Genomic DNA, 22988 nt, shown 5'->3' on the forward strand with positions numbered 1-22988 from the left:
CACCGCATCGATGCCTTCGAGTTGGTCTTGCGCGATCGCGCGAACGCGCACCGCGTGTTCGCCGTCGGGCAGCAGAGGCAGTGCAGCTTCGGTACCATCGACGACCTTGTCCAGCAGCAGGGCTTCGAAGCGATCGCTCAAGGCGACCTGCACGCGATAGTGCGCCGCTTGCGGTACCGGCTGCCAGTGCACGGGCGCTTGCAACTGGGTCACCGGCTCGCGTGGGCAATCGATCGTCGGTGCATCGGGCAAGGGCTCCGGCTGGCCGGGGTTAGCGGTGCCTGTTGTTGCCACGCCGCGTCCGCCGTTCACCATCACATGCCGCTTGTCGTTGCCGACATCGACGTGACCGGAGACTACCTCGGTACGCGCGACATCCTGCGTGTCGTCGGCGACCACTCGAAAATGCGTGCCGCGCACGCTCGAAATCGTATTGGGCGTCGATACCGTAAAGCGCGCGGCGCTGCCCGAGAGCGGTATCACGTCGCTGCTGACGCGGCCACGCTTGAGGCGCATGCGCGTATCGACCATGCCCGTGCGGCCGTATTCGCTCAGGCGATCGAGCGCCAGCTCGCTGTTGCTCTGCATGAGCACGCGCGAACCGTCGGCCAGTTCCAGCGTCAGGCTGGCATCGGCGCCCGTCGTCAGCTCGGCGCCGTAGCCGAAACTGGCTCCCTGCACCACGGCGACGTTCTTGCCGTCTTCGGGCAGCTTCGCTTGCGCATCGCCGATGACGGCAACGACGCGCGCCTGCGCCGGTCCTACGCGCAGCCAGGCGATCGGTACGTGCACCGTCATGCCCGGGGGCAAATGCAGCGGGTCGGCAATATGGTTGTAATCCTGCAATTTCTGCCAGGGCACCTCACGTTTCATGTACCGCCCGGCCAGATCCCAGACGTTGTCGCCGGGGCGGACGCGGTAATCCCAATCGGTGGGTGCGCTAGTGGCACAAAGTGCGGGTGCGGCAAAGAAAACAAGGGAAAGGAGAAACGCAGGAACACGCCACCGTTGCGGCCAGCGCTGCCCCCTGATCCTGTCTGACATGACCAACCTCGACAATCCTGTTGAGCCCCCTGCATGCAGCCGCTCGTCCCTATGCTGCATGGCGACATCCGGCCGCCATGACGTCCTTATGCGTCTGCTGGGCCATTGTCCCCGACTGTATGGTAAAGCGCCAACCTCATCGCGATTTCCCGACGGGCATATTCATCTTCATGAGCATGACCCCGACATCTGCGCGATAGGCGGTCAGGGACGCGAAAGCTTGCGGTCCCGTGTCCTGCAACTGTTCGAGCAGCTGACGGCCCCGTTCCAGCAAGGGACCGTCTTCGAACAGCTGCATGGCGCCGATGAGCCGGTGCAAGGTGTGGCTGGCGGCCATTGCGTCACCGTTGTCGATGGCCTGGTCGAGGCGTTCGAGGTCGGCCTGGCCGGCCTCGGCAAATAGCGGTTGCAGATCCGCATAGAGCGCCGCGGACATGCGATGTGCCTGTTCGGTACCGGAGCGGTCCGCCGGCAGCCACTGGGCCAGTTTCTGGCTCAGTGCGGACAACTGCAGCGGTTTGTTCAGCAGGTCGCTCATGCCGGCGGCCAGGGCGCGTTCGCGCTCTCCGCTCATGGCATTGGCCGTCATCGCCACGATGGGCAAGGCCTCGGCTCCGATCTGGCGCTCGTGTTCGCGCCATGCCGCGGCCAGCTCGTAGCCGCTCATCACGGGCATGTTCGCATCGGTCAGCAGCAGATCGTAGCCGCCGCCACAGAGCGCCTCGTAGGCATCGCCGCCGTTGTCGACCACATCGCAGCTCAACCCGAGCAGGGCCAGCTGGCGCTGGATCAGCTGCTGGCTGACCGGATGATCTTCGGCCACCAGGAGGTGCGCGCGCGCGGGCAGGGTACTCGCCCCGGGCACGACCTGCGGCGCGATGGGTACGGAGGACTCGGGCGTGGGCTGCGATATGGCATTCCCGTCCAGCTCGAGCGCACCCAGGCAGGCGCGCACGGCGGTTTGCCACAACAGCGGATGGCTGCTCAGCACGATGCGGCCATCGCGCCACTGCACGCCCGATGGGGACAGGGCCTCGGGACTGACGGCTACGACATGGGCGTGCACCTGCGCGGCGCTGCTCGCATCGTCATGCGCAACGAACAGCAAGCTGGCGGCCATGCCCTGCCGTAGCGGCTCGTGCGGTGCCACGCTCTCGACCGTTATACCCATGGCTTGAAGATAGCCGGACAGTGCGGCGGCAAGCGCGGTATCGGCGAGTCGGACGATGGCGTGGCGTCCACGCAGCGCAGCCGGCGCTTCGATCTCACGCGTTATCACCGGCAAGCGCACATCGATCGCCACGCGCGTGCCTGCATCGACCTGACTGTTCAGCACGATGCCACCGCCCATCAGCTCGACCAGGCGCCGGCAAATCGCCAGCCCAAGTCCGGTACCGCCATAGCGGCGGCTGGTGGAAAGCTCGGCCTGGACGAAGGGCTGGAACAGGCTCGCCTGCTTGTCCTTGGGGATACCGATGCCGGTATCGGTGACGCTGAGGCGCAGATCCTGTTGTGCGCCGGCATCGCCGCGCCATTCCAGATGCACCGACACGCTGCCGCGATCGGTAAACTTGATCGCGTTGCCGATCAGGTTGAGTACGACCTGCCGCAGCCGGAGCGCATCGCCATGCAGCCGACCGGCGACGCCCGCATCCACCTGGACGCACAGAGCCAGGCCTTTACGCGCCGCCGCCGCCGCCATGCCGCGCGCGGCACCGTCCAGCCACACGCGCGGATCGAACGAGGTTTCGTCCAGGCGCAGGTCGCCGGCTTCGAGCTTGGAAAAATCCAGGATGTCGTTGAGGATCCGTAGCAGCGACGCCGACGAATCCTGTACGGCATGCAATAACTCGCGCTGTTCCGGGTTGACCGGCGTGTGATCGAGCAATTCGAGCATGCCGATCAAACCGTTCATCGGCGTGCGGATCTCATGGCTCATCGTGGCAAGGAAATCGGCCTTGGCCTTCGATGCGCGCTCGGCCACATCGCGAGCGATGCGCAGGCTTTCGTTGCGCAGATTGATTTCGGTGGTATCGATGAAATAGCCCATCAAGCGGCGCTGTCCGTTGTCGTCGCGATTTGCCACCAGCGACGCATGGATCCAACGCAGCCCGTTCTGGCCGAAGGCACGGAAATCCAGCGCGCGCGCGCCGTCCTCGCCCGCGGCAAGCAACTGCTCGAAGGCCTGCGCATCCTCTCGATGAATGCGCTCGCACAAGGCCGGTAGAGCAAGGCGGTCTTCCGCGTCGGCAAGGTCCTGTCGCGTCACGTTGAATAGCCGGCCGAACTGGCCGACCGCGAAGGCGAGGAAACTGCGCCCGCCCTCGAATCGCAGCGATAGCACGGCGATCGGCAGCGACTCTGCCATATCGCGCAAGGCACGCTCCGTGGTGCGGAACTCGGCGATATCCAGCAAGGCGCTAGCCACGCCAAGGGGTTGAGTGCCGTCGCCGATGGCTTGCAACCACAAGTAAGCCGGGTGCTGTCTATTCTCCGTGGTGTAATCCACTTCGATCCGACGCGGCTGGCCACCCAGCACGGCCTCGCGTTCGGCATCCAATACCTTGGCGATTGCATCGTTACCCAGCACGTTGCCACGGGTATTGGCGAGCAGCGGCGCTCCATCGGGTCGGAGCAGCCGGACCGCCAGCGGCAAGGCGTCGAGCGCGGCGCGATGAAACTGGCGTTGTGCCAGCATCGCCGCTTCAAGCGATTTCAGCCGGCGGGTGCGCGCCCGCAGCAGCATGGCCAGCGCAAATGCGAGCAGCGCCACGACCAGCAGCGCAGCAGCCAGCCAGAGTCCGATCCCACCTAGCGCAAGCGCCTGGTTGTCGCCCCAAGGCAGGGCGAATGCCGCGGCTGCCATGCTGCGGCGAGGCGGAAATGCTTGCGGCTGAACTCCGGTATCCAGGGCATGCATGGCAGGTGGCGGCGCGATCCGGGGTTCATGCTACTGTTGATAAGAGGCCGCAGGGCGGCCGTTTGCGTGGAGCGTACTGTAGCGCTTTTTCGTGCGGGAGCCCGGAAGCAGTAACGAAGAGAGGCATCGTGCGCGTCATAATCTCCGATGATCATCCTCTGGTCCTGGCTGGGTTGAAGGTCGCGCTGCGCGAGTACGGCAACCGTATCGACGTGGTCGGCGAAGCCAAGGACGGTGCCGAACTATTACGCAAACTGGCCAGCACGCCGTGCGACCTGCTCATCACCGATTTCTCCATGTCGCCCGACGGCACCACCGACGACGGGTTGATCCTGATCGGGCGCGTGCGCGAGCTTTATCCGCAGCTGCCGATCCTGGTACTGACCATGCTCAGCAATCCGGCCCTGGTACAAAGCATGCTGGCGGCAGGCGTGCGCGGTGTGGTCGATAAGATGGCCATGACCAAGGAGCTGATGCTTGCCATCGATCGCGTAGCGATCGGCCGCATGTTCCTCAGCGAGCGCATGCGGCGGCAAATTGAAGGCTTGCAGCTGCCCAGCGACGAACAACCGACGGTCTCGCCGCGCGAAGCCGAAGTGATCCGCCTGCTCGCGCAAGGGCTGACCGTATCGGAAATCGCCCGGCGCACCGAGCGCAGCGTCAAGACCGTCAGCCAACAGAAGCGCGATGCCATGCGCAAGCTGGGCCTGGACAACGACAGGCAACTGTTCGACTACGCACGTACCGCCGGCCTGATTTGACCTCCAACAGGCCTCGCCTAGGAATCTTCTGATTCCGACCCAACGCAGACTCGGCGAACATCCGCGCCGTGGTCATGCGGCGTCACGTGATTGAAATCGTCCGTCGCATCCAACTATTTCCCGCATGCGATGGATGCGCATGTGTCGGTGAGTACACCGGCGGCGGATCGGGGTCATTGCCCCCAAGCATACCGATCCGTCGGGATTCATTTCGCAGCAGGGCTAATTACAAGGAACGCAATATGGCCGCACACGGCTTCATTATCTGGCTGGTCATCGGTGCGCTTGCCGGCTGGCTGGCGGGCTTGTTCGTCAAAGGTGCCGGCTTCGGGTTGCTCGTCGATATCGTCGTAGGCATTGCCGGTGCTTTTATCGGCGGCTGGCTGGTCGGATTCGCCGGCCTGGGCAGCAGCACGGGGTTTTTCGGTTCATTGGTTACCGCCACGCTGGGCGCGGTGATCCTGCTGGTATTGCTGCGCACGTTCAAGTTGATGCGCAAGTAGGAAGAGTCCCCTCACGTCAGCGCGACACCCAAGATCCCCAACCTTTCGTTCTCTAGGAATCTTCCGATTCCGACCGCCGCACACCTCCTGCATCGTATGCCGTCGATAAAACGCGGCATCGAAGCCGCGGGTCGGAAAGGTAGTCCGTAGTGTCGGTACGAGTCGTGCCCTTCCATGCGCTTCGCGGGCCTATCGCCCGTATCGGTCAGATGTGATCACATGCCAGGGGGTAGTGATGAGAAGCAACCGCAAATCGTATTGCAACCGTACGCATCGTCGTCGCTCGGCCATCCAGCCCGTGCAGCCGCTTCCTTTGCATGAGCAACTGATGGCAGCGGGCGCGCAGCTGCAGGAGCTCTACGATGCCATGCCTGTCGCGCTCGGTGCGATCGGCCGCGATGGCTGTTATCTCGTCGCCAATGCCGCTTATGCGACTATTCACGGCATGTCGCCGTCGTCCTTGATCGGTCGCCCGGTCGCGCGCTGCCTGCCCGATGCGCAAGAACGCGTCGAGGAGGATTTTCGCGCTTTCGATGACGGCATCCAGACGATCGAGCGCGAGCTGGAATGCCGGGGGCGCTACTATCTTGCCTCGCTCAAGCCATTGCGCGGCCTCGACGGTAAAGTCACGGCCATGACGATAGCGCTGGTGGATATCACCTCCCGCAAGCGTCTGGAGCGATCGCTGGAGCGTTCCAACCGCCATTGGCGCTTCCGCGCCAACCACGATCATCTGACCGGTCTGCCCAATCGTCGTTTCGTCGACCGGACGATCGTCGCCGAGCTGCGTCAATGCGCACGCACCGGTGCACCGGTGTCCGTACTGATGATCGACGTCGATTACTTCAAGAACTACAACGACCATGTCGGCCACCAGCGCGGCGACGATTGCCTGCGCGCCATCGCCACACGATTGAATGCTCGCGTGAAGCGTCCGCTCGATACAATCGGCCGCTACGGCGGCGAAGAGTTCATTCTCATCCTGCCAGCGACCGATGCCGGTACCGCGCGCCAGATGGCCGATGCCGCCCTGGATGCAGTCCGTGACTTGGCCATCGCGCACCCGGCCAGTCCATACGGGCACGTCACCTTGAGCATCGGCGTTGCCACCCTCGAAGATGCGACGGGTGACGCATTGCAACGCTGTGACGAGCTGTTGAGTCATGCCGATCGTGCGCTGTACTCGGCAAAGGCTGTCGGACGCAATACGGCATTCGCTTCGTTATCGCGCCTGCCGATAACCGACTGATCCGCAGCACACGGCGGCAATTCGCAAGAAAAAACGAATTTGTCGTCGCTCTAGACGCTCGTCAAAAAAACCTTAAGATAAATGCACGGAACGATGTGCGAGAAAACGCACCCGGTGCATGCCGTCGATCCGATAACAGGGGACATCGCGCATACGACGGACGATCGGCCAGGCATGGCCGGGCGAATGCGGCTGCACACGGATCGCGCCAACAAGCGCTCCGGCGCTGTCTGGCATCGATCTGAAAAGGGAGTTTTTCCATGCAGACGCGCAACGCGCTTGCTCTTTCCATTACGGTTGCACTCAGCGCATCGCTGACCGCGTGCGGTGGCGGCGGTGGTTCGCACGCTTCGTCCCCGGCACCGGCGTATGTCGCTCCGGCTCCTGCGCCACCTCCTGCGCCTCCGCTGCCACCACCCCCGGCGCCCCCAGCGCCTGCGCCCGCACCAACACCCCCGCCGCTACCTCCTCCGCCGCCTGGCGTGCCGCCGGAGTTCTATAACCATCTGACACCGATACGCGCGCAGACAGCCTGGACCGAAGTGCAAAACGGCAACGGTCCATTACAGGGGCAGGGCGTAAAAATCGGCATTCTCGATACTGGTGTCATCGAGAACATTTTTGCGCTGGTTGGGCGTATCTCGAGTTACACCAACTACGTAGCAGATGCGGACACCAGCACAGGCGATAAGATAGGCCATGGCACGATTATCGCGCAGATCATCGGTGGAATACCCTACACAGACGGTTACGACAATATAACTATTCCGGGCGGAGTTGCTCCTCAATCGCAGCTCTATGTCGCTCGCGTTATCGCAGATTCGAGTTCGTCTACCGCGCCGGTACGCATCGGCGATGCCGTTCGAGACATGACCAGCGCGGGCATTCGCCTGTTCAACATGTCCTATGAAGTGGATGAGGACATTACCAAGTTCGCGGGTCAACAGAACAACCCTTCTTCCTTCGCCAGCACGAACCATAATTACTACACGCCCATTGTGCAGCACGATGGCCTGGCTGTTTTCGCCGCAGGTAATTCGGGTATGCCCAATCCAGGTTTGGAAGCCGGGTTGCCTTATCTTTTCCCTGACCTGAAGAACCATTGGCTCGCAGTGGTCAATGTCACGGTCGACAGCAGCTACAACGTCACCGGCTTGGACAAGTCTACAAATGTGCCTTCTAACGCCTGCGGCGTTGCCGCAGCCTGGTGCTTGGCGGCGCCGGGTCTGGCTTATGTGGCGCCGGTGCCCGGTACAGAATTTTCCGGCGGTGGCGCGGAAGGAACTTCCATTTCCGCACCACAGGTGACTGGCACAGCCGCGTTGGTATGGCAGCAGTTCCCTTGGATGACTGCGAGCAACGTGCAGCAAGTGATCCTTGGTACAGCCACTCCATTGGGCGATCCTTCGCTGTATGGCTATGGTCTGCTCAATGCCGCTGCCGCCGTCAATGGACCGCAGCGCCTGGACTGGGGACTATTCGTCGCCAATGTACCCGCTGGTTTTACATCTTGGTTCACGAATAGCTTGAGCGGTACCGGAGGCATCGACAAAGAAGGGGCCGGCACGCTTCTGCTTTACCGCGACTCAACCTATACCGGGGACACAATCGTAGGTGGCGGCATACTGCATCTGAATGGCAACCTCAGCAGTAATGTCACTATCAAGCCAGCCGGGACTTTGGCTGGCACGGTCAACATTACAGGCAACGTTTATAACAACGGCAAGCTCACGACAGCGATGGGCTCGCAAACGATCAGTGGAAACTATGTCGCCACATCTACATCCATAACGGAAATATCGCCACCGGCCTATATGTACGTGTTCGGATCGGCGACGCTCGATGGCACGGTTTCGATTACAGATGGATTCGACGGTTACGTCACTAAATCAAGTGAAATCGTGCTGATCGCCAGTAAGCTCGTCGGACGCTTTGCGTCTCTCACTCTCGATAGCGTATATACCAGCGGTTCTCTGTCTTATACGGCGCAGGAGGTGTATGTAAATCTTACACGCGCAAATGTCGCCCAGGTTACTTCCATGGCATTACCCGCCACGGCCGTAAGTACCCAGCAGACCGCGCAACATGTCGAGCAAGCGCTGCAGCAGGCCGATGTCTTTGTCCAGACGGATGCATCGAACCATCAGCAGTTCCTTACTGCGGCAGGTCAGTTCGAGTCCACCCCGACCATGCAAGCGGCGGCACGCTCGATTACCAGCCTTTCCGGCGAAATCCATGCCTCGTCGCAGGCGTTGAACCTGCAGCAAGCGACGATCGTCAATCGCACGATCGCCGATCGTCTTGCCGACCCTTTATTCCATGTCGGCGGTGCCTGGTTTCAGGCGACCGGTGCCAATGGCGATCTGGCTCGCTCCGGTTTTGCCAGTGGCAACTATTCTGGCGGTGGCGCTGTTGCTGGCATCGATCGCGTGGTCGCAGACAACTCAGTCGTTGGCATGGCCTTTAGCTGGGACCGCCTGACTGCCGACTATTCCGGCGACGCTGGCCGCAGTACATCGCGTACGAATGGCATTTCACTGTATGGAAGATTCAGTCTGGGAGACGCTTATCTCGCCGCGAGTATCGGTCAGGACTGGGTGCGCTCCACCGTCAATCGCACCGCATATCTTGGTGTAATTCGGCAGAGCATCGGCACCTCGCGCGACGACAAGGTGACTTCGGCCTATGCCGAAGCCGGTTACGCCTTCAGAACCGCGAGCTGGGCAGTCACACCGTTCGCATCGTTAGGCCTCAACCATCTGGATCGCGATGGCTTTACCGAACAAGGCGCCGGCGGCTTCGGTCTGACTGCGGGAAGCGAATCGTTCGACGAAACCATCGGACAGGCCGGCAGCCGCTTCAGTTACGGCTGGTCGACTTCTAATGGCACGATGTCGTTGTCCGGCTATGCGCTCTGGCAGCACTTGTTCAGCGGTCGCGATCTGGGCTTCAAGGCCGCCTATGCCGGCGCGCCATCGGCCAGCTTCACCGTCGAAGGCATCAATCCGGTCAAGGACAGCGGGTGGGTCGGAGTTGGGCTGATGTCGACGCTTGGCGAACGATGGTCGGCGTGGTTGAACTTCGATGCACAAATCGCTGGGAAAGGTACGAGCGCGCGGGCAGCAACAGCGGGCGTGAAATACAGCTTCTAACTCGCCAAAGTGCCGGCAGGGCATTCGCGACCCTGCCGGTACAAATACAGTTCGTTAATCGACGTGCCACATGCCTGGCGTGATCCGAAGCATGGAGCTCGGCTGGGGATTGAGCTTGCGTATCGAATCGGCCAGCTTGTCGCGTGCACGCGTCTGCTTGTCGCCATCGATGGGATCCCATGCGGTTTGCACATCGCGTTCTTGAGTGATTATCTGGACAGACCCGTGCTGCCCGGTCCTCGCTTCCACGATGCCGCGGTCTCGGGTGACCTTGGGCCTGCCGCCCGTTTGGTCGCCTAGCCCTGACATAAAGCAGGCCTGCGTGATGGCGAGTTCATAAGGTATTTTGTCGGCCATGGTCTCCACCTTCCCCTTGTGAGTACAAGAGCAGTGTAAAAGTGACCTGGCGGAGCAGCTTAACCCTCCGTCTCATTCTTGGTGGCCTGATCCGGTCAATTCCGCCCGGCTCGGATGGCTCCTTCGCATGGCTGGCGTAAATGCACCTGACATTGGCATATGTCATCGTGGTGTTTTACGGAGGCGTAAATTAAGCTTTTCTCGTCAACCAACCCGTGCGACGTCCCATGAATAGCCCCAAACGAGCCGGCCTCGATCGCCCCATATGGGCGGCTCTCGGCAACAGACAAAGGCATTTGGGTCAAGGCGATGAGTTGGCTCGTCGATACCGCTCGGATGTCGCTCCTTTTGCCGCATTGGCGGAAGAAACCGCCGAATGTTATGTGGCACTTCAGCGTCTTCTGATGACGAAGGACGAGGTCGCTTTGCTATCGCGAGAGCCCTTGCATCCGATCGATACGCTACATGCAACCTCCATAGGCCCGATCCTCCAGATGGTGGCGGTTCGGCGCGCGATCGAAGTGGACGATGAAGGAATCGTTCGGCTCGACCGCGGCGATGTCGGTGACATGATCGAACTAGCCCAACGGACCAAGCCAGGCCCTTTCGGTAAATCGACCATCGAGATGGGTAGTTATATTGGCGTGCGCGATCAAGGGCGGCTTGTCGCCATGGCTGGAGAGCGTATGCAGCTCGACGGCTATGTCGAGATAAGCGCTGTATGCGTGGATGAAGCCTGGCGCGGAAGAGGACTTGCCGCTCGCCTGATGAACATCCTGCGAAAAGCGATCGAGCAGCGCGGCGACACGCCGTTTCTGCATGTGTTCCATCACAACACGGCGGCGATCGAACTTTATGAACGCCTGGGTTTCGTTTCGAACAATTCGTTCTTGTTGAGCAGATTAAGCGTGGCTCGTTCCGAGCAGGAAGATCCAAGGCAGACCGCCGGCTGATCTGATAGAGATACAAAGATCTCGCAGGCTTGATTGTTCTGTGGGAGCGACTTCAGTCACGACGATCGTGCCTCACCGCAAGCCTTTGTGGCGACTGAAGGGAGCCTCTAAAAACCTATCAATGACTTGGACATAGCGAAAACGGATCCTATCGTTGTGGGAGCGACTTCAGTCGCGACAAGGACTTGCGATAAGGCACGATCGTCGCGACGAAAGTCGCTCCCACAGAAGAGCCAGTTTTTAGACATTCCCTGAAGTCGCTCCCACGACGATAGGTTGCGGGCGCTGGTAATGACTGAACAGCGTTCCGGCACGGTTTGAACAACGCGCTGGTGTTAGTCACTGTGCCGCTGTTGCTCAATCAGGACCATCAAGCCCGGCACCGCCATTAATAGGGCGGTTCCTAAAAGCACGCCTTGCGTCGTGTGTCCAAGCGGCCCCATCTGGCCGTTCAACATGCTTTTGAGATTGCGGGCTGAAAGAGATGTAGCAGAACATCAGGCTCGCCCAGAGCGAAGCCAGCTTTACCTACCAGCGGGGTGTTCAGTGGTCGCCGGAATGGGTGTTCAGTCTGACGGGAATCCGCAGATAGGTTTCGCTTTCTCAATGTTCCGGCTGTCGAGAGGTTTTCGCTTTCGACCGGATTGAACCTCACGCCCACATGGCGAGCGTGAGGTGTTGTCGATCGGGTAACGCGCTGCTCAGCCCGCCACGCATTCCCACGTCGCATGCCCGTTGATCACGCCGATGAATTTGGCCACTTGCCCCGGCGGGCATACGGGCGCATTGGCCGGGGCATAGTGCCCTCCTGTGCCGCCGATGCCGGTGGCATTGGCAGAGAGCGTTCCCGCGATCAGAACCAGTCCAGCGAAGACCAATTTCATATCCGTATTCTCCCTCATTGGCGGGCACGGTCAGGTAAAGCAAAACGGCCAGAGTCGTGCCCATTACTCCGGCAAGCGCAATGCTGACTATTACCGTGGTGGCCAGTCGAAGTTGGCCAACAACTCAGTTACCTGTATACAGCGGCCTTTCTGCCGATTTAGAAGAAAGCGTCACAAAAACAACGTCATACAGTCGAGGCGCTACAGACGCCGAGCTTGTGCGAATCTAGCCGGAGAGGGGCAAAAGTATCGTTTACAATACTTTAATGGTCAGATGTATAGTATTCGATACATGGACAAGATGCCCCTCAGCCGCCTGGGCGGGTCCCTGCGTGATATGCGGGATCGCCGATCGATGACCCAAGCCGAAGTAGCTCGGCTGGCCGATGTGCCTCGCCTGAAGGTGATCCAAGTAGAACGCGGAGACCCTAGCGTTTCCATGAAGGCCTATGCTGCCATTGCAAAGGCATTGGGCGCGGAGCTGACGCTTATGCCGAGCAGGCGTCCCACGCTGGAAGAAGCCAGAGAGTTCTTCTCTCGTGACGAATAAAGCGATTCGTCATTTGGCGGTATCGACGCCGCAGGGCAATAGCGGTGTGCTTGCACACGAGGACGGTTATTTCTTTCAGTATGCCCCGGACATTTCCCCGGCGGCGGAAATCGCCCTTACCATGCAACGGCGCCTGGAGCCCTATCGCAGTCACACGCTTCTGCCGATTTTCGAGATGAATCTCCCCGAAGGTTATGTGCTCGAGGAGCTTCGCAATCGGTTCGCCAAAACAGCCCAGTTCGATCCGATGTTATTGCTAGCATTGACGGGCCATCAGGCAGCCGTGGGCCGGGTTTCGGTGCATAGCCCTGACGCACCCGACGGTCACGGCGATCGAGGGGTCAGACTGGAAACGATCCTTGCTTGGAACGGAGCCGAAGATCTTTTTCAGGAGTTGTCGGAACGTTACTTGACCCGCACCGGTATGTCGGGCATCCAGCCCAAGGTGCTCGTTCCGGAGGATGTGTCTGGCAGCGTTTACGGCAAGGCGTCTGTGGCGACTTCGGACCTCATCGTGAAGCGTGCCGGCGAGAAATTCCCAGGCTTGGCCCTCAACGAGTTTATTTGCATGAGCATCGCCCGCGAGGCGGGTGTGCCGGTGCCGGAGTTCTACTTGTCCGAAAACCGCAAGCTCTTCGTCATGCGTCGCTTCGATCGAACGTCGGCGGGCGAGGCGATCGGTTTTGAAGACATGGCGTCGCTGATGGGGCGATCCGCGCAAGAAAAATATACCGGAAGCTACGCGCAGATCGCGCACGCCATCGAGGCTTATTGCGCGCCAGAGCATGTCGGTCGTTCGAAAGCGCAGCTCTTCGATCAGGTTGTGCTGTCGGCGATGCTGGGCAATGGCGACGCGCATCTGAAGAATTTCGGTCTTCTATACACACACCCTTTGGCAGGCGATGTACGAATGGCGCCTGCCTACGACATCGTCAATACGACCCGCTACATACCGGAAGATCAGCTGGCCCTTGCCCTGAATGGTTCGAGGAGTCTGTTCCTTGCGCGCACTGAAATCCTTCCCTTTGCGAAGGTCTGTGGCATTTCCGATCCTGCTGAACGCCTCGGCCAGCTTATCCACGCCGCTGAGGTCATCATGTTCACGCAGCAAGACTTGTTGGACGATGAGACTGAGCTCAGAGACGCTATCCGACAGGGCATAGATCTGTTCACGAAAACATACGAGCGAGCTTGAGCGCTGATTGAGCTCAGACGAACGGCCCAACGGACGGACTGAAGCGTCGGACCGGCATCGTGTTTTTGCGTCGCAGCGTGACACCTTGCGCTTTCGGCGTCTTAATCTGGCCCCAGGGGACTTAGATCGATCCAAGTTTGTTGCAATCCAGTCATCGTGCAATGCGACTGGACTGAAAGGCTTGGACCGGGCCGGGGAGGGCCTGGGCGCGCGCAGCGGTGCCGCTTCAGGTGTTTGTGCTTCCCGTCAGACAGATCGAAGAAATGGGAAGCCGTCTCATGAAGCCAGCCACTGCCAGCAGCCCCATCGTCATAGGCGCCATGCCGCGCTTCAAGTCCGCCTTCGTGGGCGCCATCGCTACCTCGTCGGGACGTTCACGTCCGCGAAGCGGTTCCTGCTCTTCGCAGTAAACGCAGCCAAGCCGTAAAGCATTCGACGCCAACTCGCGGGAGCCGTCGAACAGTCCGAGTTTAGATCGATCCAAATTTGGGGGAGGGTGCCGCACATCTCGAGCAATAGTTGCATGTGATCAAACGGGGGGATCACCGCGTCAATTTCAAAAAAGGCGCGCACCAAGTCGGGGAATCAAGAATCATGACTTACCTGCCACACCTGTTTACGCGCAAACCGTTGTATGCCGCCCTTGCCTTGGCAACGTTGTCGGGGGGCTATCTTGGACTGCCTACCGTCGCCTTTGCGCAGACGTCCGTGCCTGCCGCAACCTCAACAGCGGCAGCGCCGGCACCAGCTTCCGATAGCTCGCAGGCAAAGAAGAACGATCAGGGCAAGAAGGCCGATAAAGAGAAAACCGGGGGCGCCACCGATCCGACGACGCTTCAGACGGTGGTCGTCACGAGTTATCGCCAGTCGATCGACCAGAACATCCAGGACAAGCGCGATTCCAATTCCATCGTCGAAGTGATCAACGCGCAGAACATTGCGCAGTTTCCCGCCAAGAACATTGCCGATGCGCTCGCACACGTGCCTGGCGTGGTCATCACGCGTGAATCGGGCGAGGGCAAGACGGTCAGCATTCGTGGCCTCGCGCCCGAGCTCACGCTGACCGAATTGAACGGTAACTATGTCGCCTCTGGCGATACCTCCGCGGGTCTGACACGCTCGTTCAACTACACCTTGATGCCGGCCAATATGTTCTCCGACATCAAGCTCTACAAGAGCCTGGAAGCGCGCCTGGACGAAGGTGGCATCGGCGGTAACGTGGATCTGCGCACACGCCGTCCGCTGGAGATGAATGCCAACGACGGCTTCGTGTCCGTCAATGCGGCGGGTTCGGACAACAGCAGCAAGATCACGCCCCAGGGCTCGGCGTTGTGGTCCTGGAAGAACAAGGATCAGACGTTCGGTGTGCTTGTCGCCGGCTCGTATCTGAAGCGCCGCGATGTCGATTACACGGCCAACGCCTCGAGCTGGCACTGGTGGGATACCAACTGCACCGATCAGGCGACCTGTACCCATCCGCCGACCGACGTGCATGGCCATCAGTACGGCGCCGATGTGGCACCGAATCTTGCCTTATGGCCCGGTGGCGGCGTGACCGATCAGGCTGGCAATAGCTATTCGGGCTACTGGATGCCGCAGCAGTTCGCTACCAGCCGGAACCAGCTGGATCTGACGACGAAGGGCGCCCAGGCCACGGTGCAATTCAAACCCACCGATCATTTCCTGCTGACCGGTAACTATTTCCGCTTCCAGCGAAACCAGACTCAGATCACCAACACCCTGGAGGTCCCGGAGTGGGGTCTGCCAAGCGGTAGCTATACGGACCAGCAAGGCCGGTTGCTCGCACCCAATGGCCTGACATTCGATCCGTCGCACACTATCGTCACCGGTGCGAACTATGTGCTTCCGCCGGCAGGCACAGGCTGCAACTCCCTAACCAATCCGGTGACCGGCGCACAGCGGCAGGCGGTGGACGTCTGCTCGACGGAGATACCGTGGCTCAACGGCAACTACTCTGTCGAAAAGACCACTTCGCAGACCCTCAACCTCGAAGGCGAGTGGGATAGCGGCGGTGCCTTGAGTGGATCGTTCAATGTCGGACGCACCTGGGCCACCGGCGGTCCGTCGGTGGAACTCAATATGGCCGCCAAGCCACGCAATTTCGTCAACGGCCAGTGGGTGGATGGCAGCAACGGCGCCGCGTGGACGCTGAACGGCAAGCCGACGCTGAGTGCTTCGCCCGACGTGCTGCAGAATATGCTGGCAGGACAAGGACAGGTAGACCTTGGCTCGACCGGGTCCAACATGGTCAACACCAGCACATCGCAGAACTTCGCCCAGCTGGATTTCACCTGGGCTTTCGAAGACAGCTGGATGCAGTCGCTGCAGTTTGGCGTGAAGTATCGCGATAACCATGCCGAGCAGGTGAACAACGAACTGCGCTGGTATTGCAAAGGCACCACGTTGCAGTTCCAGACCTGCGATCCGAATGCCGGTCAGCTACCGCCAGGCTTCCTGGAATCGGGCATGCTCGACGGCCACACGGAGGCATATAACGACAGCATCTTCCCGGCGATCAATTTCCCGGCCTACTACAACTATCTCAATTCCACCTACGATCGGGTGCTTTACAACCATCCCGAAGACAAATCCTCCATTCAGGAAAAGATCTCGGCCGCCTACGTCCAGGCCAATTTCGATACGGGTTCGCTTCGCGGCAACGTCGGTCTACGTTTTGTCAGCACAAAACAGGACCTCACCGTAGCCGACGAGATCACCACCAACAACGCGGTGTATTACCACGATGCCGGCGGCAACATCCTGATTTGCCCGGCCTCCGGCAAGAACATCGCTGGCGGGCCGTGCGCCCCGGGCGACTTCCAATATCGTCCGCAGGAAGAGGCGGTGGTCCAATCGTTCACCAACGCCTCCACGAGCAAGCGATACAACAAGCTTCTGCCGAGCTTCAATGTCGCGTGGACCTTCGCGGACGACTTCGTGCTGCGCGTTGCCGGCTCGCAGGCGATGGCTCGCGCCAACTACACCGATCTGGCACAGCTCGGCAGCCTGACCAACAACACGCAGGATTACTACAACGATCGCAAGCAGTTCGGCGCGCCGTTGCCGGGCTGGTACGGCAGCGGCGCAAATGCGGACCTGAAGCCATTCACGGCCACACAGTTCGATGTTGCGACCGAGTGGTACTACGCGCCCGAATCGGTCGTCGGCATCGACCTGTTCCAGAAGAAAGTGAAGAACTTCGTCGTGCCGGTCACCGTGGACAACATCACGGTCGATGTCGGCGGTACGCAGCAGAACTTCATGCAGTACAGCACCAACGCCAATGGCCGATCGGGCACGTCCAAAGGCGTGGAGCTCTACACGCAGCACACGTTCAACATGGGCTTCGGCTACATCCTCAACTACACGCTCAACAAGACCAACGAAACACCGGTTTCATTGGGCGATACCGAGGTAGGCAAATCGGAACTGATCGGCAGCGCCAAGTTCGCCGCGAACGCTTCGCTGTTCTATGAAAAGAATGGATTGTTGCTGCGTGCTACCAGCAACTGGACAGGGCGGACCATGCAAGGATTGTCGTCGGGCTTGCCGATCTACACGCAACCCTACCACCAGCTCGACCTGAATGGCGATTACGAGTTCAACAAGCACCTGATGTTGACCGCGTCGATCATCAACCTGACGCGCTCGACGCCGCGCGAGTATCTGGGCGGCGACACGACGGCGCGGCTGTACCAGCTCGAATACGCCGGGCGCCAGTATTACCTGGGTGTCACCTACAAGTTCGGAGAAGGCGACTGAACAAGGAAAACGAGGGCGGGCGCTTTGCCCGCCCCGCGTTTCGGGCCCACTCCCCAACGAGGATTCCATGAAACTATCTCTCGCATACCTTTGCGGTAGCGCCATATCAATCATCGATCGACGGACTGTCCTCACTGTCGCGCTAGCGATTGTGCTGCTGGGCAATGCGGCAATAAGCGAGGCTCAGAACAGCCATCGGTCCCGCTCTGCGATATCGGCAGTGGACGAAGCCAATCCGTTGGTCGGGACCGCACCATTGGATAATCAAGCCCTGATCGGAAACGCCCCGCCGCCGGGCGAGCCTTTGTATTCGGGCATGACCTCGCCGGGCGCGAGTCTGCCGCAAAGCGCGACCGAGGCCGCGCCGGTCAATATCAATGCCGACTTGAGCTATCCCACTGGCGTGGCCGTGGCCTATGGCTATAACCGTCCGACGATGATCGGCTTTACCGGCGGTGGCTCGACCTACGGCGCACGTGCCGCGCCGATGATCATGCCGGTGGTGGGCGACTGGACCATGCCGCCGGACTATGCGCAGTCGTATTACGACAAGGCAAGCGAGAAAGCTTCGCCCGGGTATTACGCGGTCGACCTGGCCACGTTTCATACCCGTGTCGAACTGACCGCGACGCAGTGGACCAGCCTTATGCGCTTCACCTTTCCGGAAAGTCATCGCTCGAACGTCGTCGTCAACCTGCGTCGCGCCGGTGGCGATGTAGAGGTCGTCGACGACCGCACCATTCGTGGCGTGGCCACCATGGGCGGGCGCAAGGAATACGATTCGGACGGGCCGTGGTTTGCCGCCGAATTTTCGCGGCCGTTTGCCAGCTTCGGTACTTTCCATGCGGTGCAGGATGAGCGCAGTCGCGGCTTCGGTAACGAGGATGTCCAGGCCGATCGGCGCAGCGTATCCGGGAACTACGCAGGCGCTTACGTCACATTCGACACCAAGGCGGGCGATCAGGTGCTGGTTCGGATCGCTCACGGTCACAGCGCCGAGGAGGCAGAGCAACGATTGCACGCCGCCGGTACCGATTGGGATTTCGAGCGTGTGCACGACCAGGCGCGCGCGGCGTGGGCAAAACTGTTCGATCGCGTCGAGGTCAGCGGCGGCACGCCGAAGCAGCGCATGCTGTTCTATTCGACGCTGTACCACGCCTTCGCCAGCCCGCGACTGATGGCGCGCAAAGGCGAGCCCTATACCGATTCGGACGGCCACACGCAGATTGCCGACTACGATCGTTATGGGCCGGTGCCGTTCTGGGATACCGGCCGCAACCAGATCACGCTGCTGATGCTGCTCGAGCCCGAGGTCGTGCAGGACATCATGCGTTCCGAGCTGGATCGTGCGCGCGAACGTGGTTACATGAATACCTCGTTCCACGGCGACCATGCCTCGTTCCTGTACGACGGAGCATGGCAGCGCGGTATCTCGTTCGACTATGCCGCGGCCTACGAGTATCTGCGCAAGAATGCGACCGATCCCAAAGGGCCGCGCGGATACCTGGCCGAGTACATGAAGAACGGTTGGATATCCGACATCGTTCCGCCGGGCAATCCCAGTCCGCCCTATGCCGGCGGCAAAGCTGGCGCCGCCACGACGCTCGAATATGCCTGGGACGACCACGCTCTCGCCGATATCGCCCAACGCCTCGGCAAGACGGAAGACGCGCAGATGTTCCTGCGTCGCTCCGCGAACTACCGCAACGTATTCGATCCGTCGGTGGGATTCATGCGCGGTCGCACCGAGGACGGCAAGTGGATCTCGCCGTTCGATCCGGGCGAGCCGTACTACAACTTCATGATGAAGGAAGCCTCGGGTTGGTCCACGCTGTGGCTGGTGCCTCATGACATACAAGGCTTGATGACGCTGCTTGGCGGACGCGATGCGTTCAATGCCAAGCTGGATGCATTCTTCTCCACGCCTTACCGACCCAAAGGCATCTGTCGCGATTGCACCGGCCTGATCGGCCAATACGTGCAAGGCAACCAGCCGGACCAGCAGGCGGCCTATCTCTATGCATGGAGCGGCCAACCCTGGAAGACGCAGGCGTTGACCCGGCGCATCCTCGACGAACTGTATGGCAGCGACGCCACGGGCTACGGCTTCCCGGGCATGGACGACCAGGGCTCGACATCTTCCTGGTATGCGCTCAGTGCGATGGGCTTCTATCCGGTCGATCCGTCGAGCCCCGACTATATTCTCGGCAGCCCGATCTTCGATCGCATCCGCTTGCATATGGGCAACGGCAAAGTGCTGGAGATCGTCGCCCGGAACAATTCCGCCCGGAACATGTACATCCAATCGGCCACACTCAACGGCAAGCCGTGGACCAAGCCCTGGTTCAGTCATGCCGATATCGCCGACGGTGCCACGTTGATACTTACCATGGGGCCCGAGCCGAACAAAGCGTGGGGTGCTCAGCCACAAGATGCACCGCCTTCCATGTCGATGGGACAGCAATGATGGCGATCGCCGACAAGTTACGAAGTGTGAGCGGATACCTGAGCTTGGCCATCGCCATGGGCTTCGTCCTGCCAGCGATGGCGACATCGAATCAGACAACGGTATGGAACGGCAAGGCGGCGCCGTTGGCGACGCCATGGTCGGCGGAGGTTTCTCCCAGTAATGCGTTGCCGGAGTATCCCCGTCCGCAGCTGGCGCGCCCGTCGCTGGAGCATCCGCAATGGCTGAACCTCAACGGGTTGTGGCAGTACACGCCGGGCGATGGACAAGGTGCGCCACCGTTCGGTCAGACGCTGAAGTACCAGGTGCTGGTGCCGTACCCGATCGAGTCCGTGCTATCGGGCGTGCAGAAGCATGCGGATGTCATGTTCTATCGTCGGCTGGTGGATATCCCGGCCGATTTCACCGCGCACGGGCAGCATGTGCGGCTGAACTTCGGTGCGGTGGCGCAGGACGCCACGGTGTATGTCAACGGTAAGCAGGTGGCGCAGCATACGGGCGGCTACACCTCTTTCGGCGCAGACATCACATCCGCACTCCGCGCAAGCGGCCCGCAGGAAATCGTCGTCCGCGTGCATGCACCGGTGGATGGCGTCAATGTGATGGTCGGCAAGCAGCGGTTGCAACCCGAGGGCATCTTCTACACCGCGGCATCGGGGATCTGGCAGTCGGTATGGCTGGAACCGGTGCCGGTCACCAGTCTGGCGCAGCTGCATTTCACCGCGGTCCATAGCCTGGATGCCTTCACGGTCACGTCGAAGATCGACGGTCCCGGCGCTGGGGCCACGCTGCATGTCACGGCCTATGCCGATGGCAAGACGGTGGGCGAGGCGAACGGGCCGGCCGGTGGGCCGTTGCATCTGGCCATTGCGCATCCGCATCTGTGGAGCCCGCAGGATCCTTTCCTCTACACCTTCAAAGCTACCCTTGCGCAAGGCGATCGGCGCGACGAAGTGACCAGTTACGCCGGACTACGCACCATCGCCGTCAAGAAGGTGGGGGGCCGCAATCGTATCGTGCTCAATGGCAAGCCCACCTTCCTGCTGGCGACACTCGACCAGGGTTACTGGCCGGATGGCATCTACACCGCACCTACCGATGCCGCGTTGAAATTCGACATACAGAAAACCAAGGATCTCGGCTTCAACACCATCCGCAAGCACATCAAGGTAGAACCGGCACGCTGGTACTACTGGGCCGACCGCATCGGCGTGATGGTCTGGCAGGATATGCCCGCGCTGCCGAACGGACGCAACGACAAACTCACCGATGCCGACAAGGCCGGTTTTCGCGCCGATGTCTCGGCCATCGTCGATCAGCTCAAGGGCGAAACCTCGATTGTCGGCTGGATTCCGTTCAATGAGGGCTGGGGCCAGTGGAGTATCCCGGCCGCCGCCGAACTGGCATCGCAGATCAAGAAGCTCGACCCGTCGCGTCTGGTCGATGCCCGCAGCGGTGCCAATTGTTGCGACACCAAGGGCGACCCGCATGCCGGCGATGTCTACGATGTGCATGACTATCAAGGCCCGGGCTTGCCCAGCCCGGATGCGCAGCGAGCGGCCATCGACGGCGAGCACGGTGGTTTGACGCTGGGCGTTCCCGGTCATATCTGGCCCAACACGGCGATCAATCCCTATGGTGCCGTGAAGGATCGCGATGCGTTGAACGCTGGCTACGTCGCCAATACTTCGGTGTTGCGCGACAAAGGTGTGCCCAAGGGTATGTCCGGCAGCGTCTACACGCAGATCACCGACGTCGAAGGTGAGCACAACGGCTTGTTCACCTACGATCGTCAGATCGAAAAGGTGGACGAAGCGAAGGTACGGGCGATCAACGAGGCGACGATACGTGCCGGTGAGAGGCCTTGAGGTACGCGTGCCACTCGTTGTCTGGTGAATCAGGAACGACGCTGCGTGGCTTTTGCGTGCAAGGCTGCCCCCTCACCCCAACCCTCTCCCCCGGCAAAGCCAGGGGAGAGGGAGCCATCTGCGCAAGTGCGACAATTGAGGCCTGCCTCGGTCAAGCTCCCTCTCTTTTGGCTTAGTTGGGGGAGAGGAATTGAGATGATCCCTTCAAGCACTGCAATTGAGCTTCCCATGAATCGCCAGCACTTCCCTATTGGGTGAGTTGCCCCTCGCAAAGTCCACGTGGCTGCCAATCATGGATAAGTGTCGTCGGTGGTTTGGCGGCATCGTGAAGAATCAGCGCAAAGCCACGACGCGGTTCCTTTCCTATCGCCATGAGCGACATGGGCGGTCCACCCGGGATGAGCAGCGTGTTGCCAGGGCCGCGACCGAGCCGCATGCCATCGGGCGTTTCAAGGCAGGTATCGCCACTGACGGCATAGAAAGCTTCGGGCCCCGAATGAATGTGCAAAGGAGCCTTCATCCCCGGCGTGAATACCGATCGAAGATATTCCGCGGTATAGGAAGTCGCTGGCTGCAATGGCAACGGTCCGATGATGGAGGCATGCGTGCCTCCTTTCGATTGCCAGTCCTTTCGTTCGATCGTGAAAAGCCAGACCTCGCCGAAGGCCTCGACCACGCTGCTAGTGAGCACGGCGGCATCGGCTGCCGCCTTCCGCGATCCGAATCGGTCGATATGCCAGAACAAAGGTCCCGCAGGCAAAGACGATATCGGCTGAGCCGTTAGCAGGCATGCCGGCCCCGCAGCTTCATCTTTTCCACAAGGTCGAGCGGTGGCTTGCCCTCGGCAGGGCAGTGCAGACATCGCAAAGAGCACGAACATCACACTGAGGAATACGCTGCGCATGGTTGGCAAGTCCTCCGGTTGCCAAACCAATATAGCGATTCCGTGGCTCGCGAATAATCATCCATTTTGCAGATGCCGCCCCATCACGATGGACGTACAAATCCCGCCTCAGTCAGGCTCCCTCTCCCCTGGCTTCGCCGAGGAGAGGGTTGAGGTGAGGGGGCAACCCCCGCAAGTAAAAAGTCACACTGCGCGATAGAACATACCCCTGAACGAGCAGGACTTATTTTTTCGGCGTAGCGATAACGCCGATCAGATCCTTGCCCTCGCCGCGCACAAGATGCGGGTATTTCAGGCCGCCGTGATAATCCACCTTCACGGTCTGGTAGTCGTCCACATTCTTGATAAGAAATTCGATCGGCGTCGTGGTGCTCTTCGCGTCGGCCACAGCATCCTTC

Annotated in this window: 15 protein-coding genes; 10 read left to right on the forward strand and 5 right to left on the reverse strand. The window is 60.5% G+C overall.

Translation table 11 applies throughout. The features are described 5' to 3' along the window. The coding region (locus VIM98_RS08230) for a FecR domain-containing protein (protein WP_331992609.1) at positions 1 to 1044 on the reverse strand (1044 nt) is incomplete at its 3' end. A gap of 136 nt (positions 1045 to 1180) precedes the next feature. Then, positions 1181 to 3964, reverse strand: coding sequence for an ATP-binding protein (locus VIM98_RS08235; protein ID WP_331992610.1), 2784 nt, complete (start codon positions 3962 to 3964; stop codon positions 1181 to 1183). 128 nt (positions 3965 to 4092) lie between these two features. Between VIM98_RS08235 and VIM98_RS08240 the strand changes: the two genes are divergently transcribed. The 4 genes from VIM98_RS08240 to VIM98_RS08255 all read left to right on the forward strand — a co-directional run bounded on the left by VIM98_RS08240 (position 4093) and on the right by VIM98_RS08255 (position 9629). Beyond that, positions 4093 to 4725, forward strand: a complete 633-nt coding sequence (locus tag VIM98_RS08240) for a response regulator transcription factor (RefSeq protein ID WP_331992611.1) — start codon at positions 4093 to 4095, stop codon at positions 4723 to 4725. Positions 4726 to 4967: 242 nt separating this feature from the next. Then, positions 4968 to 5228 carry a GlsB/YeaQ/YmgE family stress response membrane protein gene (locus VIM98_RS08245; RefSeq protein ID WP_331992612.1) on the forward strand — a complete coding sequence of 87 codons (261 nt, stop codon included), beginning with the start codon at positions 4968 to 4970 and terminating at the stop codon, positions 5226 to 5228. A 235-nt stretch (positions 5229 to 5463) separates the two neighbouring features. Next, a complete protein-coding gene (locus VIM98_RS08250) occupies positions 5464 to 6477 on the forward strand; it encodes a GGDEF domain-containing protein (protein ID WP_331992613.1) in 1014 nt (337 codons plus the stop codon). 260 nt (positions 6478 to 6737) lie between these two features. Further along, a complete protein-coding gene (locus VIM98_RS08255; RefSeq protein ID WP_331992614.1) occupies positions 6738 to 9629 on the forward strand; it encodes an autotransporter domain-containing protein in 2892 nt (963 codons plus the stop codon). A 54-nt stretch (positions 9630 to 9683) separates the two neighbouring features. Here VIM98_RS08255 and VIM98_RS08260 read toward each other — a convergent pair whose 3' ends face one another. Next, positions 9684 to 9986 (reverse strand): hypothetical protein, encoded by a 303-nt coding sequence (locus VIM98_RS08260; protein WP_331992615.1) that lies wholly within the window; start codon positions 9984 to 9986, stop codon positions 9684 to 9686. Positions 9987 to 10300: 314 nt separating this feature from the next. Between VIM98_RS08260 and VIM98_RS08265 the strand changes: the two genes are divergently transcribed. Further along, on the forward strand, positions 10301 to 10939 hold the full coding sequence (locus VIM98_RS08265) for a GNAT family N-acetyltransferase (protein ID WP_331992616.1): 639 nt from the start codon (positions 10301 to 10303) through the stop codon (positions 10937 to 10939). Between the two features lie 701 nt (positions 10940 to 11640). Here the strand turns inward: VIM98_RS08265 and VIM98_RS08270 are convergent. After that, a complete protein-coding gene (locus VIM98_RS08270; RefSeq protein WP_331992617.1) occupies positions 11641 to 11823 on the reverse strand; it encodes a hypothetical protein in 183 nt (60 codons plus the stop codon). Between the two features lie 301 nt (positions 11824 to 12124). Here VIM98_RS08270 and VIM98_RS08275 point away from each other — a divergent pair, with 301 nt between their 5' ends. The 5 genes from VIM98_RS08275 (at position 12125) to VIM98_RS08295 (ending at position 21686) form a co-directional block, all read left to right on the forward strand. Next, positions 12125 to 12373 (forward strand): helix-turn-helix transcriptional regulator, encoded by a 249-nt coding sequence (locus tag VIM98_RS08275; RefSeq protein WP_331992623.1) that lies wholly within the window; start codon positions 12125 to 12127, stop codon positions 12371 to 12373. Beyond that, positions 12363 to 13568 carry a type II toxin-antitoxin system HipA family toxin gene (locus VIM98_RS08280; protein ID WP_331992618.1) on the forward strand — a complete coding sequence of 402 codons (1206 nt, stop codon included), beginning with the start codon at positions 12363 to 12365 and terminating at the stop codon, positions 13566 to 13568. The genes VIM98_RS08275 and VIM98_RS08280 overlap by 11 nt, the downstream gene beginning before the upstream one ends. A gap of 594 nt (positions 13569 to 14162) precedes the next feature. Next, positions 14163 to 17351: a TonB-dependent receptor gene (locus tag VIM98_RS08285; protein ID WP_331992619.1), complete on the forward strand. Its 3189-nt coding sequence runs from the start codon at positions 14163 to 14165 to the stop codon at positions 17349 to 17351. 67 nt (positions 17352 to 17418) lie between these two features. Next, entirely contained in the window at positions 17419 to 19818 is a 2400-nt protein-coding gene (locus VIM98_RS08290) for a GH92 family glycosyl hydrolase (RefSeq protein WP_331992620.1), read from the forward strand. Further along, on the forward strand, positions 19815 to 21686 hold the full coding sequence (locus tag VIM98_RS08295) for a glycoside hydrolase family 2 protein (RefSeq protein ID WP_331992621.1): 1872 nt from the start codon (positions 19815 to 19817) through the stop codon (positions 21684 to 21686). The genes VIM98_RS08290 and VIM98_RS08295 overlap by 4 nt, the downstream gene beginning before the upstream one ends. 247 nt (positions 21687 to 21933) lie before the next feature. On the opposite strand, the gene VIM98_RS08300 is transcribed toward VIM98_RS08295, so the two are convergent. Then, positions 21934 to 22377, reverse strand: a complete 444-nt coding sequence (locus VIM98_RS08300; RefSeq protein ID WP_331992622.1) for a hypothetical protein — start codon at positions 22375 to 22377, stop codon at positions 21934 to 21936. Positions 22378 to 22988 lie beyond the last annotated feature (611 nt).

The sequence above is a fragment of the Dyella sp. genome (genome assembly GCF_036568765.1).
Lineage (GTDB): Bacteria > Pseudomonadota > Gammaproteobacteria > Xanthomonadales > Rhodanobacteraceae > GSA-30.

Bases quoted from the DNA above. Each gene is read 5' to 3' on its own strand.
- VIM98_RS08235 (WP_331992610.1), bottom strand. From the start codon at position 3,964: ATGCATGCCCTGGATACCGGAGTTCAGCCGCAAGCATTTCCGCCTCGC.
- VIM98_RS08245 (WP_331992612.1), top strand. From the start codon at position 4,968: ATGGCCGCACACGGCTTCATTATCTGGCTGGTCATCGGTGCGCTTGCC.
- VIM98_RS08250 (WP_331992613.1), top strand. From the start codon at position 5,464: ATGAGAAGCAACCGCAAATCGTATTGCAACCGTACGCATCGTCGTCGC.
- VIM98_RS08255 (WP_331992614.1), top strand. From the start codon at position 6,738: ATGCAGACGCGCAACGCGCTTGCTCTTTCCATTACGGTTGCACTCAGC.
- VIM98_RS08260 (WP_331992615.1), bottom strand. From the start codon at position 9,986: ATGGCCGACAAAATACCTTATGAACTCGCCATCACGCAGGCCTGCTTT.
- VIM98_RS08270 (WP_331992617.1), bottom strand. From the start codon at position 11,823: ATGAAATTGGTCTTCGCTGGACTGGTTCTGATCGCGGGAACGCTCTCT.
- VIM98_RS08275 (WP_331992623.1), top strand. From the start codon at position 12,125: ATGCCCCTCAGCCGCCTGGGCGGGTCCCTGCGTGATATGCGGGATCGC.
- VIM98_RS08285 (WP_331992619.1), top strand. From the start codon at position 14,163: ATGACTTACCTGCCACACCTGTTTACGCGCAAACCGTTGTATGCCGCC.
- VIM98_RS08290 (WP_331992620.1), top strand. From the start codon at position 17,419: ATGAAACTATCTCTCGCATACCTTTGCGGTAGCGCCATATCAATCATC.
- VIM98_RS08295 (WP_331992621.1), top strand. From the start codon at position 19,815: ATGATGGCGATCGCCGACAAGTTACGAAGTGTGAGCGGATACCTGAGC.